Annotated in this window: 12 protein-coding genes; 1 reads left to right on the top strand and 11 read right to left on the bottom strand. The window is 60.2% G+C overall.

The window, feature by feature from the left end:
- Positions 1-30: 30 nt before the first annotated feature.
- The 9 genes from Q5Y75_RS20175 to Q5Y75_RS20135 form a co-directional block, all read right to left on the bottom strand.
- Positions 31-1,359, bottom strand: coding sequence for an extracellular solute-binding protein (locus Q5Y75_RS20175; RefSeq protein WP_306200974.1), 1,329 nt, complete (start codon positions 1,357-1,359; stop codon positions 31-33).
- A 30-nt stretch (positions 1,360-1,389) separates the two neighbouring features.
- A complete protein-coding gene (locus Q5Y75_RS20170; protein ID WP_306200973.1) occupies positions 1,390-2,478 on the bottom strand; it encodes an ABC transporter ATP-binding protein in 1,089 nt (362 codons plus the stop codon).
- A 100-nt stretch (positions 2,479-2,578) separates the two neighbouring features.
- Positions 2,579-3,619 (bottom strand): LacI family DNA-binding transcriptional regulator, encoded by a 1,041-nt coding sequence (locus Q5Y75_RS20165; RefSeq protein WP_306200971.1) that lies wholly within the window; start codon positions 3,617-3,619, stop codon positions 2,579-2,581.
- Positions 3,620-3,713: 94 nt separating this feature from the next.
- Positions 3,714-4,853 (bottom strand): substrate-binding domain-containing protein, encoded by a 1,140-nt coding sequence (locus tag Q5Y75_RS20160; RefSeq protein ID WP_306200969.1) that lies wholly within the window; start codon positions 4,851-4,853, stop codon positions 3,714-3,716.
- 85 nt (positions 4,854-4,938) lie between these two features.
- Positions 4,939-6,057 (bottom strand): ABC transporter permease, encoded by a 1,119-nt coding sequence (locus Q5Y75_RS20155; RefSeq protein ID WP_306200967.1) that lies wholly within the window; start codon positions 6,055-6,057, stop codon positions 4,939-4,941.
- A complete protein-coding gene (locus Q5Y75_RS20150) occupies positions 6,057-6,827 on the bottom strand; it encodes an ATP-binding cassette domain-containing protein (RefSeq protein ID WP_306200965.1) in 771 nt (256 codons plus the stop codon). The genes Q5Y75_RS20155 and Q5Y75_RS20150 overlap by 1 nt, the downstream gene beginning before the upstream one ends.
- Positions 6,828-6,970: 143 nt before the next feature.
- Positions 6,971-8,020 (bottom strand): substrate-binding domain-containing protein, encoded by a 1,050-nt coding sequence (locus Q5Y75_RS20145; protein ID WP_306200964.1) that lies wholly within the window; start codon positions 8,018-8,020, stop codon positions 6,971-6,973.
- Positions 8,021-8,046: 26 nt separating this feature from the next.
- Positions 8,047-9,069: an ABC transporter permease gene (locus Q5Y75_RS20140; protein WP_306200961.1), complete on the bottom strand. Its 1,023-nt coding sequence runs from the start codon at positions 9,067-9,069 to the stop codon at positions 8,047-8,049.
- The gene (locus Q5Y75_RS20135) at positions 9,056-10,582 is read right to left on the bottom strand and encodes a sugar ABC transporter ATP-binding protein (protein ID WP_306200959.1); all 1,527 of its coding nucleotides are present in this window, start codon (positions 10,580-10,582) and stop codon (positions 9,056-9,058) included. The genes Q5Y75_RS20140 and Q5Y75_RS20135 overlap by 14 nt, the downstream gene beginning before the upstream one ends.
- A gap of 123 nt (positions 10,583-10,705) precedes the next feature.
- Between Q5Y75_RS20135 and Q5Y75_RS20130 the strand changes: the two genes are divergently transcribed.
- The gene (locus Q5Y75_RS20130; protein ID WP_306200958.1) at positions 10,706-11,737 is read left to right on the top strand and encodes a LacI family DNA-binding transcriptional regulator; all 1,032 of its coding nucleotides are present in this window, start codon (positions 10,706-10,708) and stop codon (positions 11,735-11,737) included.
- Here Q5Y75_RS20130 and Q5Y75_RS20125 read toward each other — a convergent pair.
- Positions 11,734-12,741, bottom strand: a complete 1,008-nt coding sequence (locus tag Q5Y75_RS20125; RefSeq protein WP_306200956.1) for a LacI family DNA-binding transcriptional regulator — start codon at positions 12,739-12,741, stop codon at positions 11,734-11,736. The genes Q5Y75_RS20130 and Q5Y75_RS20125 overlap by 4 nt on opposite strands.
- Positions 12,738-13,625 (bottom strand): NAD(P)-dependent oxidoreductase, encoded by an 888-nt coding sequence (locus Q5Y75_RS20120; protein ID WP_306200954.1) that lies wholly within the window; start codon positions 13,623-13,625, stop codon positions 12,738-12,740. The genes Q5Y75_RS20125 and Q5Y75_RS20120 overlap by 4 nt, the downstream gene beginning before the upstream one ends.
- Between the last annotated feature and the right edge of the window lie 24 nt (positions 13,626-13,649).

Genomic DNA, 13,649 nt, shown 5'->3' with positions numbered 1-13,649 from the left:
GCGCGCACGCCCCGATCCCGACCTGCTCGGTTAGTTCCAGGTGTAATATCCGGCCTCGGTCATCACGCCCTTGGTGCGCTCAGCGACACCATCCAACGCTTCCTGGATATCGAGGTCTTCGGTCAGAACCTTGGACAGGGTCGTGCCCAGATCAGCATTGATCTTGCCCCAGACCGGGATGATCGGACGCCAATCGGGATCGGCATGTTTCAACGCCTCGCCAAAGGTGGCCATATGGGGATATTTGGCGTTTACCTCTTCATCAGCGTGGGTTGAGAAGCGCGAGGGGTTGCCGCCCGCCATGGCAACCAGCTTGTCGCCTTTCTTTGAGGTCAGCCACTGCATCAGCAGGAACGCGGCCTCTTTATTCTCAGCATTGGCCGGAATGCCGATACCGAAGCCGCCGGTCTGGCTGGCGCGCTCAGTGTCCATTGGATGCAGCGCCCAGCCCACCTTGCCGACCACTTGGCTTTTTGACGGATCGTCGATCTGCCCGGCCACAACGGTCGTATCGAGGAACATCGCAGTGTCGCCGTTCAGGAAGGACCCCAGCGCCTCGCCAAAGCCAAAATTGGTCGCGCCTTCAGGGCCACAATCCACGATGGTCTTGAGCGCCTCGGCCGCCTTCACGCCCGCCTCATTGTTCACCACCGGGTTCCACTGATCGTCAAAGATCGCCCCGCCCATCGGGTTGAGGTGCAGAAGGAAGGCATGCGCCGCGTGATGCCCGGAAGCCGCGCGCGATGACAGCCCGCCCATGCCCGGCTCAAGCTCCGGGATCTTGCAGGCGATCTCCAGAAGCTCATCGTAGGTTTCGGGCACCTCAAGACCGTGCTTGTCGAAAATATCCTTGCGATAGCCCAGCACCGAGGTTTCCGACCCGTAAGGAATGCCGAACAGCGACCCGGTTGCGCCTTCTAGGTAGCCTTTGTCGCCTCCGGCGAAGCCGATATTGTAGACATACCCGTCGATCAGATCGCCTGCATCATAGCCCGGATCAGACAGTTTGGGGTTCATGAAATACTTGGCTAGGTTTTCCAGTTGATCGGCAAAGACATAGTCGGCCTTGGAAAACACCACATAAGCGATCAGGTCGTATTCGCCCTCGTCCTGACCCAGTTCCAGCGTCTGGCGTTCGCGCATCTTGAGATAGGGCAGTTGATCCACCTCGACCTCAATCCCGGTTTCCGCGGTGAATTCCGGCAGGATCTTCATCACCGCATCATAATGTGGATGTGCTGGGAAATTCACGATCAGCGTCGTGCCCTCATAATCGGCGTAAGGGTTGGCGAAGGCCGTTCCCGCCATACAGGCCGCAACCGTCAGGCTGGCGACCGTGGATTTGAGTGAATTTGACATGCGTTCCTCCCTTTGCATGAAATCGGGTCGCTAGATCGCAACCTCGTTGTGGCGGTCGAACAGGTGGACCCCGTTCGGATTGACCGCAAATGTCAGGGTTTGTCCCAGCGCGACGGGTGTTTCCGAGTTCACCTCGACCATCACCTTGGCCGGTCCGCATCTGCACAGCAGGACCGATTGGGCACCGACATATTCCGAGACCATGACATCCAGCGTCAAAGCCTCCTGTTTCGACGCGTCTGCGTCAAAGGTCAGATCAGAGGGGCGAACGCCCAGTATGACCTCTTTGTTCTGATGGGCTTTTGCAGCGGCGGCCTTGTCAGCCGCCAACCGCAGATCGAAACCGTCGCCGGAAACAAAGACGCCCGTGTCGCGCTCGAAAATCTCACCTTCCAGGAAATTCATTGGTGGCATGCCGAGGAAGCCAGCGACGAACTTGTTCACCGGGCGCTTGAACAGTTCTTCCGGTGTGCCCTGCTGCTGGATATAGCCGCCATGCATCACGACGATCCGATCCGCCAGCGTCATCGCCTCGATCTGATCATGGGTAACGTAGATCATGTTCTTCTGGACTCGCTGGCTCATCAGCGCCAGTTCGGCCCGCATCTGCCCGCGCAGCTTGGCGTCGAGATTGGACAGCGGTTCATCAAACAGGAACGTAGCGGCATCTCGGGTCAGCGCCCGCCCCATCGCAACCCTCTGGCGCTGTCCGCCCGACAGCTCGCCTGGCTTGCGCGCCAGATAGTCGGTCAAACCCAGCGTTGCGGCAACCTCTTTGACCTTCTTGTCGATTTCGGCTTGCGGGCGTTTCTGTAGGCGCAGGGCGAAGGACATGTTTCGCGCCACGTTCATATGCGGATAAAGTGCGTAGTCCTGAAACACCATGGCAAGGTCACGATCCTTGGGCTCCAAACGACTGACCGGCTTGCCCCCGATGTAAATTTCGCCCTCGGACACATCCTCAAGCCCGGCGATCATCCGCAATGTGGTGGATTTCCCGCAGCCCGACGGACCGACCAAAACCGTGAATTCATTATCGGCCATCTCAAGCTCGATCCCGTGCAGGACCTCAACATCGCCATAGCGCTTGATCAGGTTCTCAAGGTGGATGTTTGGCATAACAGGGCTGACTCTCCGCTTTGTTACCGGTCACATTAACAATTGTGACCGGTAACACAAGGAAAATTGCGATTCCCAGTAAACCTTTGAAACTAGGGGATCACAATTCCCGTGTGGAGCCGCGAAGGATCGGTCGGGCCTCGATCTTGATATGCTGGGGAATCACTGCACCTTCGCCCTGCGTGTCAAACAGTTCTGCGATCAACCGACCGCTGGCCCGCCCGATACCCTTGGGATCGACCATCACCGTGGTGATGGCGGGCGAGGCGAATCGCGAGACTTCGAAATTCCCGAACCCCGCAATCCCGATATCACCCGGCACAGACCTGCCCATCGCGGGCAAGGCTGAAAGCGCCCCAAAGGCCGGAGCGTCCGATACACAGAAGATGCAGTCGACATCGGGAAACCGCCCCAGCAATTCAGGCATGGCCGCCGCCCCGTCTTCGATGGAGAGCGGCGGCTTGCCGAATTTGAGGATGCGATGCGCGGACAGGCCTGCCTTTGTCATCGCGTCAACAAACCCCTTGCGACGCGCGGCCCCCCGGGTCCAGGCGTCATCAGCCTCACCCAGAAAAGCGATGTTACGATAGCCGCGCTGGATCAAGGCCTGGGTCATCTCGGCAGCGGCGACGCGGTTGGAAAAGCCGATCGTGTGGCCAATCGGGTCCTCGGGACGTTCCCAAAGCTCGATCACTGGGACATTGGCGTCGCTCAACAACTGGATCGTGCGATCCGAATGGCCGTCATAGGACAACACGACGGCTTCGGGCCTGCGCCGCAACATGGTCTCAACCAGGGTCTCTTCGCGCTCGGCGGAGTAGTTGGTGTAGCCCAGAAGAATCTGCTGCCCGATACCCTCAAGCTCTTCGGTCAGGGCCTGAACGGTTTCAGCGAAATGCAAATTGTTCAGCGAGGGCACCAGAACCGCCACGAAGCCCGAGCGTTTGGTGGTCAGGCTGCCCGCCATCTGGTCGGGCACATAGTTCATGTCGCGCACCACCTGCAGGATACGCTCGCGCGTTTCTTTCGAAATCGGGCTGTTTGCCTTGAGCGCGCGCGACACCGTCATACGCGATACGCCAGCGGCGCGCGCCACGTCGCGCATGGTAACCGGAGAGTGGGTTTTCTGGGACTGTGACACCGGCGAACCGCTTGCGTTGTTATCGGTCACAGAATGCGGCAGCGCCTACTGCGGATCAAGGGGCGCCGCAAAATTCGCAGCGCCCCCGATGGTGTTAGCGTTCCAGCGCGCCGACGCCGGAGAAGCGGAAGGCTTCCTGTTCCAGCGCATCGATCTCTTCGGCGCTCATCTGGTCATGGGCAACGGTGATCCGACCCAGGAAGACCAGCGGCAACTCATCGGCACGCCCCTCCAGATCGGCGCGGATCGCTTCAGCGGTGGCCGCGCCCACATCATCACCCATACGCATCGGTGTGGCGTCCAGCTCGCCCCGACGAATGGCCTCAAGCTCCAGCCCGGTGCCGCCCCAACCGGTCGAGAAGATGTCTTTCTCCTTGCCTTGGGACACCTGCGCCTCAACCGAGCCCATGGCCATGGCGGTGTTGGCGTTGTGGATGATCGTCGCCTCCGGATAGGCCTGCATGATCAGGCTGGTGCCCTCGAAGCCACCCTCGCGCTGGTATTCACCATAATGCTCATAGGCCGTTGTCCAGTTGCCCTTCTCTTCCACGCAAGCCTTGAAATCACCCGAGCGCTGATTGTCGGTGATGCCGGGAATGCCCCGGTTCATCGCCATGGTCACGTCATTGCCCAAACGACCCAGCATGTAGTCGCACATGGTCAAGGCCCCCGCTGCCGACGAGAAGTCGAACCAGGCATCAGGTTGGGTCTTGAGATCCTTCAGCGGTGTGTGGAACGCCCAGACATAGGTGGAAAACCCGTCATTCCCGGCCAGCTTGTCGATATTGTCGGCCTGAATGGCGAGCTCCGACGGGCCGAAGATCACATAGTCATAGAGATCGGCATCCTGTTCGACCTGATTGGCATAGGTCGATTGCAGCGAATGCTCGATCTGGCGGCTGGCAAACTCGGTGGTCTCATAATTGATGCCCAACTCGTCCAACCGCTTGGTCAGCGCCAGATAGTTGCGCGCCCAGAAGTCGGACGTATCCGCCGACGGATAGATCAGCGCGATCTGCACCGGCTTGTCGAGCGCGCCGGAAAACGGCACCGCCTCTGATCCGACCACCGCCTGCAGCGCTTCGAGCTTGCCATCGGCGTTGACCTCATCCGGCACCCAATAATCACGCTCGCCGATATCGGGCAATACCTTGAGCGGCAGAGTGCCCTCGGCGAAGGCGCCCCCACCCAGGGCCACGCTTGCCACCAGTGCTGTTGTCGTCAATAACCTCATTTCGGTTCCTCCCTTTGCATGAGTGCGGAGCCATCGGTCGGGTCGGGGCTGCACCCCCGGCCCGGCCACCCCGCGTGTTGGCCGGTCACCCGCTAGGGTTGGGGTCACCGGCAAATAGTCCGCCAATCGCAAGCAGCGCGATCAGCACACCAATCAGGGCCGCGCTGAAGCGCAGCATTTTCTGTCCATCCGGGGTCATGAGACCCGCAAACAAGCCGCCTGCCCCGTCCCGGTCCTTCTTCTGCATCCAGGTATAGAGCGCGACCGAGCTGACAATGACGACGCCCGAGGCAACGGATTGCCAGAAGAACTCTATCCGCAACGTCACTAGCGCGTTGATCATCATGCTCAGCAGCAGCACCCCTGCGAACGACCCCAGCATCGAAGCACGTCCGCCAAAGAGTGAGGTGCCGCCCACAACCACCGCCGCAATGACATGCAGATTGAAATAGGGGGCCGATGTGGCCTGGATGGCGTTCAGTTTACCGGTCAGCATGACCCCACCCAAAGCCGCGCAGGCGCCCATTAGGACATAGGCGTAGACCTTGTGGCGATTGACCGAAATGCCCGTCAATTCGGCGGCTTCGGGGTTCGATCCGATGGCGATGGTGTAGCGGCCGAAGTAACTGCGGGTCAGTAGCACATAGCCTGCGATCATCGTCGCGATACCGATGATGACGGGGATCGGGATGAAGCCGGGGATTTGACCCCGCCCGATCTCGGTCAGGAAGTCCGGGAAACGCGCAAGCACAAGCCCCTTAGCCAACACAAGTGCAAAGCCGCGATAGACCAGATCCATTGCCAGTGTACCGATTAGGTCCGGCACATTGAATCGTGTGATGATCAGCCCGTTGATCAGCCCCATCACCGCACCCAGCATGATCGCAATGGGCACAGCGACATAGACGGAGAAGCCGTATTGCTTGATCAGAAAGGCCATCATGATGCCACTGAGTGCCGCAATCGAGCCAATCGACAGGTCGATACCCCGTTGCGTGATAACAAAGGTCATTGCCATCGCCATCGGCATATATAGCGCCGCATCCAGCAGGATCAGGTTCAGGTTTGTGGCCCGGAAATACCGCGCGGGTTCTGCGACCGCCATGAACAGCAGGATCGCGAGGATCATCACCATCGGGCCGATGATCGCGATATAGGGCTCCATCCGTTCGGAGAGTGTTTTCTGAGCAGTAATCGTGGCCATTATGCCGCCTCCTCTGCGCCAACAATCAGGCCCAGAACCTCTTGTGTGTTGCTTTCTGATGCTTTGACCACGCCAACGCATTGGCCGCGCCGCTGCACGTGAATGCGATCAGACACCTCAAAGACATCGTCCAGCGAATGGCTGATCAGGATCACCGCCAGCCCCTGCGCCTTCAGCGTCTTGATCAATTTCAGCGTCCGCGCAGTTTCCTGCGGACCCAATGCGGCGGTTGGTTCATCCATGACCAACACCCGCAACCCCTCGTGGTAGACGGCGCGCGCAATGGCGACGGCCTGACGCTGGCCGCCAGAAAGGCTCTCTGTGGGCGCATCAAGCGACTTGAGCTTTACGCCCAGGCGTTCCATCAGCACGCGCTCGGTTTCGGACCGCATCCGTTTGTTATCCAGCATGGTGATGCCAAACACTTTGCGCGTCAGTTCGTTGCCCAGAAACATGTTTGCCGCCGGATCAAGGTGATCGGCCAGCGCCAGCGTCTGATAGACCGCGTCGATCCCCAATTCGATGGCATCGGCATGGCTGGCAAAGTCGACCTTTTCACCAGCCAGATAGATATCGCCTTCGGTCGGCTGGTAAACACCGGTCAGCACCTTGATCAGTGTTGATTTTCCGGCGCCGTTGTCGCCGACAATGGCCAGCACTTCACCGGCATGGGCGTCAAGGTCAACATTCGACAAGGCGGTCACACCGCCAAAGCGTTTGGTAATACCGCGCATTTTCACAAGCGGGATGTCGGGCGGGGTGTCTGGCATGAGATACTCCGTGAATTGAATACAGCGTTCCGGCATCGGCTCACATGAGCCAGCGACCCGAACCGCAATCTGTTTTGGTGTCCCAAAAGGACCTCCTTGGGCCCCCGGAACCGTTTCCGGCCCGAGGACCCCGGGGAGAGTGGCTATTTGCCCCAGATGTTCGAATAGGCCTCTCGGTAAGGCGAATCCGGATCGAACTGGTTGCTGTCGCCCAGCTTGGCCAGCCCGTCCTGCGTCACCAGCGCCGGAGAGGTCACATAGCCGGAGCAGGCTTCGCCCTGAATGGCGCGGTTCAGTTCATCTACCAGTTGCCAGCCCTGCAGGTTCAGCGGTTCGGCCACAGTGATTGTCTGATACTGGCCACCGCGGATGCGCTGGAACGCCGCCTCGGACCCATCACCTGCCGAACCCGCTTTCGGTGATCCGTCGCCGGGAATGCCCGCCGCCGCAAGCGCAGGCCCCATGAAGTCGAAATAGAGGTCGTTGATCGCCAACGCGTGGGTCCAGCTGTCGCCATGTTTCTGCAAGAGAGATGTGGTCAGCGGCCCCATCCGGCTGGAGGTGTCGGCGATTGGCGTGTCGACATATTCCAGAACCTTGCCACCTGCGGCCTCGATGGTTTCCTTGATCCGATCCGCCTTGTCGATCGCAATCTGATAGGTGGAATCGGTAAAGATCACCGCACCCACATTGTCACCGCCGTCCTCCATCGCCCATTCGGCTGCGACTTCGGACACGGTCATCGCATCGGTGGAGACATTGGCAAAGATTCCGCCCGGCGCATCGCAGCCGATTTTGGGGCCAGAATGCCAGGCCACCATCGGGATATTGGCCCCGACAACACCCTCCAGCGCGGCCTGCTGTTCGACCGCATCGAACCCGTTGATGATCACGCCGTCCGGCTTGAGCGCCAAGGCCTGACCTATCGCCGCCGTCCGCCCTTGAATCGAGCCCGCACCATCGAGCACACGCACGTCCCATCCGATCTTCCCTGCAGCTTCTTCGACCCCGGTGGTCACCCCGAGGATGCCTCCGTTTTTGAGATCTCCGGCGACCACGACGATAGACTTGCCTTCAGCCGCCGTCGGCCCCGTGGTTGGCCCGTCCCAAGCGGTCTCCGCGAGCCCGGCTGTGCCAAACCCGGCCAGCATCGTGGTTGCCAACATGGCGTTCAGAAATGTTCTTTTCTTCATGACTTCCTCCCTTTGCACGTCTTTGCTCAGCGCTTTTCTGCACCTTTTCTGCGCTGCGCATATCCTGCGATGCCGATGGCGATCAGCAGGGTCACCCCGTTGAACAGCGGCTCGACCCAGAAGGAGCCACCGAATTGTTGAATTCCAGAAATACCGACCGCCAGAATGGCGACACCCACGATGGTGCCCCAGACATTGACCCGGCCCGGTTTGATTGTGGTTGATCCCAGAAACGCCCCCACCAGTGCGGGCAGCAGAAATTCCAATCCAACCGAGGCCTGCCCGATCCGCAATTTCGAAGCCAGCAGCACACCTGCCAGAGCCGTCATTGTGCCAGAGGCGACAAAGGCGCCGATCACGTATTTGCGGGTGGGAATGCCGTTCAGCTGCGCTGCGCGCTGGTTGGCACCGATGGCATAGAGGTACCGGCCCACAGGCGTGTATTCGAGCACGACCCACATCACCACGGTGATCGCGAGCAGGTAATACCCGGTGATGGGCAGCCCGAAGACGAAGGTGCTGTTGAGCGCATAGAAGCCATCCGGCAGCACGCCAACCATCTGTCGCCCGCCCGTATGCCAGAGCGCCAGCGCATAGAGCACCGTGCCGGTGCCGAGCGTCGCGATGAAACTGTCGATCTTGGCCACCTCGACCAGCAGTCCGTTCAGAAACCCGGTGATCGCACCCAGCATCAGCACCAGCGCCACGGCCACCGGCCAGGGCATGCCCAGCAGGGTCTGAAAGCTGATCGCCAGGATGTGCCACAGGACGATCCCGTAGCCTACGGTCAGGTCAATGCGCCCTGCTGCCATCGGGATCATGGCCCCAAGCGACAAGAGCGCAATGATTGCCTTGTCCGACACGATCGCACGCAGGTTCAGCATCGTCGGAAAGGTGTTGGGCAGCAGGACGGAAAACAGCCCGATCAGAAACACCGTTAGGATCACCAGGCCATATACCGGCAGCAGCCGGACCAGGCGCTGGCCAAAGCTCAGACCCTTCAACTCGGCCTTGGTCGGCTCCAGTGCGCCCGATTCAAGCGATTGCATTCTGGCTGTCCTCTCGTTTCTTGATATTCCCGGCAGATGCCGACTGGATCAGATTCTCGGTGGTCAGTCGGGTCCCGTTTAATTCATCAACGATGGCCCCCTGACTGAACACGATGGCGCGATGGCAGATGGTCGCGATCTCTTCGAAATCGGTAGAGACGACAAGAATACCCAACCCATCCGCCAAGGCCCGGTTGAGCAGTGCGTAAATCTCGGATTTGGCACCCACATCGACACCGGCGGTCGGATCCTCGCAGATCAGCAGACTGCGCTTTGTGGCCAGCCAGCGTCCGATCACCACCTTTTGCTGATTGCCGCCTGAAAGCGCCTCGATCGCCAGGCTGGGATCATTTGGGGACAGCCCAAGCTCCGCCCCAATGATTGCCGCCTGATCGGCTTCGGCTTTGGGTGACAGCAGGTTTAGCAGTTTGCGCCCGATCCCCTCGGGATTGAGGAACGTGTTTTCTCGAATCGTGAGGCTCATCGCCACCGATTCCTCGGTCCGGTCCTTGGCCACCAGCCCGACACCTGCCGCAAGCGCGCGTTGCGGGGTCGACAGATCAGGCACACGGCCCGCAAGCGTGACTCGCCCGTCATAGGGCTCTAGACCAAAAAGCGCGCGCGAGATCGCCTCATGCCCCGCCCCGCGCAGCCCGACCAAGCCAACGATTTCATTCTTGCGCAGTTCGAAATTCAGCGGCCCGACGCCCGCGACGCGAAACCCGTCCAACGTAAGCACCGGTTCGCCGGGCGCATCCGTGCTCTTGACGGTCTCGCGGGTTTTGCGACCGACGATCTTCTGTACCAGTTCCTCGGGCGTGGTGTGGTCTATGCTGCGCACGCCGACCATTTCACCATCGCGCAGAACCGCCACGCGATCAGCAATCTGGAAAATCTCGTCAAGCCGGTGACTGACATAGATCATCCCGACCCCCCGCTCACGCAGGGGCCGCAGCGCATCGAACAGCCGCTCCACCTCATCCGCCGGAAGCGAGGCGGTCGGTTCGTCCAGAACCAGAAACTCACTGTCCACTGCTAGTGCACGGGCAATCGCAACCAGCGATTTTTCGGTGCGCGAAAGATTCTCGACCCGGGTGGTTGGGTCAAAGTCGCAATCAACCTTTCGCAGCGCCTCAGCGGCGAAGCTCTCGACATCATTCCACTTGATCAGACCATTCTTGCGAGAAAAACCCAGCGCCAGCGCGATGTTCTCTGCCACCGTCATCCATTCGATCAATCCAAGATCCTGGTGGATAAACGCCACCTTTTGCCGCTCGCCAAATCCGGCGGGTCGATGGGCATAGGGCTCACCATCAATCAGCACGCGTCCCGCATCCGGCTGATGAATGCCACCAAGCACTTTGATCAGTGTTGATTTGCCAGCCCCGTTTTCGCCCAGCAACGCGAGAATTTCGCCGCGCTCCACGGTCAGAGACACATCCTTCAGCGCATATGTGCCGCCGAAATGCTTGTCTATTCCGTCAAAAAACAGACCTGAGGCCAGGTTCTGCATGCGGGCTCCTCCTTGATCCGGGCCCCAACCCTCCCGTTGAGTTACCCGTAACATTGCGCTAGTGTTTCGCGTGGCAGCCCAATCTGTCAAGCTTTAAGTTACCCGTAACGTAAGCATGTCGATATGAAAGAAAAAAGCAGCAAAAACAACCGGATAAGCCTCTCCGAGGTCGCCCGCGCCGCAGGTGTGTCAAAGATGACTGCCAGCCGCGTTCTGCGTGGCGAGGGCGGGTACTCGGAAAAAACCCGCGACAAGGTGATGGAGAAGGTCGACCAGTTGGGCTATCTGCCGAATCGTTTGGCCACGGTTTTTGCGGGCGACCAGAGCTCGACCTTTGTGGGCGTGTCGATCCCGGACCTCGGAAACGAGGTCTTTGCGCAGGTTCTCGAAGGCATCGACCGCAAGCTCGGCTCCTTTGGTCGGCAGACCGTTCTGGGCCTGACCCAACACACCCAGCAGGAAGAAGAAAACTGGATTCGCACCGTTCTGTCCTGGCAGCCTGCGGGCCTGATCCTGACCGGTCGCTACCATTCCCCGCGCGCCACCGAAATGTTGCGCAATGCCGGTATTCCGATTGTCGAGATCTGGGACCTGAACAGCAGCCCGCTGGATATGTCGGTGGGCATCAACCACTTCGACAGCGGCTTCGACATGGGCCGTTATCTGACAAGTTGCGACTATTCCAATATCGGATATGTCGGCACGTCGCATGACACCGCCAACGCCGCGACAACGCGGCTGGACGGGTTCTGCAAGGCTGTCGAAGGTGGCGGTGGGCGGGTGGTCAAACAGCTCTGCCTGCATGACACGGCGACCTATTACCCCGGGTTTTATGGCACCGAGCAACTGCTGGCCTCAGGCAGCGGTGTTGAATGCATCTTTTATCAGAATGACGCGATGGCCTTTGGCGGGCTGCAATATTGCGCCTCTAAGGGTATGCTGGTGCCGCATGATATCGGCATTGCGGGCTGGGGCGATCTGCCGATTGCCTCGGTGATCGCGCGGCGACTGACATCGATGCATGTGCCGCATCTGAAACTCGGGCAGGCCGCAGCAGAGATGATGATCGGGCGGCTCAGCGATGAACCGGTCGAACCCTGCCGGGATATCGGCTTTCGCTTGATTCCCGGCACGACGGTGCGTAACAGCGCCTAGCTGGTCTCGCCCCGCACAAGGCGCGCACCGACATTAACCACGCGCGGACCGTCCTGTGGGGTGCCGGCAAACAGATCCTCAAGCAGCAAGGCCACTTGTTCTCCGATCTGTCGGGCCGTGACGCCAATCGTGGTGATCCTTGGGTCCGAAACAGAGGCCACCTCGAAGTTGCCAAACCCCGTGACGGCGATATCGCCGGGCACATCCAGGCTCATCCGTCTGCATTCGCTCAACACCCCAAATGCCACCGGGTCCGAAACGCAGACCAAGGCGTCAAACTCTCTCACCCGCGAGCCCAACGCCGATACCGCCTGCGCGCCGTGTCGCATCGACACCGGCGCGGGCCCCGCGTCGAGGATTTCGACCTCGGGCAAACCAAGTTCCACAGCTCTGGCGATCACCCCGTCGCGGCGCTCGGCCCCGCGAAGATCGGTCAGATCGGTCGCCCCGACATAGCCCAACCGACGCCTGCCGCTTTCGGCCAGATGCGTGACCAAGGTGGCCATCGCCTCTGCGTTGGAAAACCCGACAACATGGCCCAAAGGGTCTGCGGGCAGGTCCCACATCTCGACAATTGGCAGATTTCGCGCGCTGAGCAGCGCGCGGGTTTCGTCCGTATGATGGCCACCGGTCAGAACAATTGCCTCGGGGTTGCGGGTCAGAAGCTGGCGCACCAGTTCTTGTTCCTTCTCGACGCTGTAATTTGTGCTGCCCAGCAACAACTGCATCCCGCTCGGGCCAAGGCCATCAGAGAGGCCGCGAAAAGTTTCCGCGAAGTTTGCGTTGTTGATCGAGGGCAGCGTGACTGCGACAAAGCCGCTTTTCTGGGTTCGGAACGCCTGCGCCGTCGTGTCATAAACATAACCCAGATCATTGGCGACCTGCCGAATCTTGCGGCGAGTCTTTTCGTTGACCGTCTCGTCATCACGCAAGGCGCGCGACACCGTCATGGGCGAAACCCCGACGGCGCGCGCCACATCCCGCATCGTGACCCGAGCGGTCATCCCGCGATCTCTTCTTTGGCGCCCTTGAAGAACTCCATCACCGCCGCCTCATCCTCACCCCCGAGCCCGGCGGCGGTCAGCATCCGGTGAATTTCCGCGCAGATGGCGGTCATCGGCATCGAGGTGCCGGTCTGGCGCGCCAGATCATTCACCGCGTTCAAATCCTTGACCATATTATCGATCCGGCCAGTGCGCCGATAATCCTTGGTCGCGAAACGCGGCAGATATTCCTGCAGCAGCGCGCTGTCGGCGCGGCCGCCTTTCAAGGCCTGCGGGATCTTTTCAGCTTTCACGCCGGCATCCAGCGCCAGTTGCGTCGCCTCTGCCACAGCCAGAAACCCGATCCCGCAGAGAACCTGATTGATCAGTTTCGTTGTCTGGCCTGCCCCGGACGGCCCCATATGGGTGTAGTTTGAGGCCACATGGCGCAGTGCCAGATGCGCGCGTTCCACATCCGCAGCCGCGCCGCCCGCCATCAAGGTCAACTCGCCAATCAGCGCCTTGGGCGCACCGCCCGAGAGCGGGCTGTCGACCCAGGCCAGGCCACGCTCTGCCGCCATCGCAGCGAATTTCCGGGTGGCATCGGGTTCGATCGAGGACATGTCGATGATCACGGTTCCCTCAGAGGCCCCGTCAGCGATGCCATCCGCGCCAAAGGCTGCCAGTTCCACGATGCGCGAGGCGTTCAGGCTGGTGATGACGAAATCTACCCCCTGGCTGGCCTCAGCCGCCGAAGCAGCAGCGACAGCCCCTTTGGCAACCAGTGCGGCGACCTTTTCCTGATCCAGATCGAAGACGTTCAGCGTATTTCCGGTCTCCAGCAGCCGTGTGCCAATCGCGCCGCCCATGGCCCCGGCCCCGATCAGGGCAATCTTTTCGCTCATATCCCTGTCTCCTCTTGTGGTTCT

Origin of the sequence: Ruegeria discodermiae, from assembly GCF_030758345.1 — a bacterium.
GTDB lineage: Bacteria > Pseudomonadota > Alphaproteobacteria > Rhodobacterales > Rhodobacteraceae > Ruegeria_C.
This window is presented reverse-complemented; position numbering and strand designations above follow the sequence as displayed.

Bases quoted from the DNA above. Each gene is read 5' to 3' on its own strand.
- Q5Y75_RS20175 (WP_306200974.1), bottom strand. From the start codon at position 1,359: ATGTCAAATTCACTCAAATCCACGGTCGCCAGCCTGACGGTTGCGGCC.
- Q5Y75_RS20170 (WP_306200973.1), bottom strand. From the start codon at position 2,478: ATGCCAAACATCCACCTTGAGAACCTGATCAAGCGCTATGGCGATGTT.
- Q5Y75_RS20160 (WP_306200969.1), bottom strand. From the start codon at position 4,853: ATGAGGTTATTGACGACAACAGCACTGGTGGCAAGCGTGGCCCTGGGT.
- Q5Y75_RS20155 (WP_306200967.1), bottom strand. From the start codon at position 6,057: ATGGCCACGATTACTGCTCAGAAAACACTCTCCGAACGGATGGAGCCC.
- Q5Y75_RS20150 (WP_306200965.1), bottom strand. From the start codon at position 6,827: ATGCCAGACACCCCGCCCGACATCCCGCTTGTGAAAATGCGCGGTATT.
- Q5Y75_RS20145 (WP_306200964.1), bottom strand. From the start codon at position 8,020: ATGAAGAAAAGAACATTTCTGAACGCCATGTTGGCAACCACGATGCTG.
- Q5Y75_RS20140 (WP_306200961.1), bottom strand. From the start codon at position 9,069: ATGCAATCGCTTGAATCGGGCGCACTGGAGCCGACCAAGGCCGAGTTG.
- Q5Y75_RS20135 (WP_306200959.1), bottom strand. From the start codon at position 10,582: ATGCAGAACCTGGCCTCAGGTCTGTTTTTTGACGGAATAGACAAGCAT.
- Q5Y75_RS20130 (WP_306200958.1), top strand. From the start codon at position 10,706: ATGAAAGAAAAAAGCAGCAAAAACAACCGGATAAGCCTCTCCGAGGTC.
- Q5Y75_RS20125 (WP_306200956.1), bottom strand. From the start codon at position 12,741: ATGACCGCTCGGGTCACGATGCGGGATGTGGCGCGCGCCGTCGGGGTT.
- Q5Y75_RS20120 (WP_306200954.1), bottom strand. From the start codon at position 13,625: ATGAGCGAAAAGATTGCCCTGATCGGGGCCGGGGCCATGGGCGGCGCG.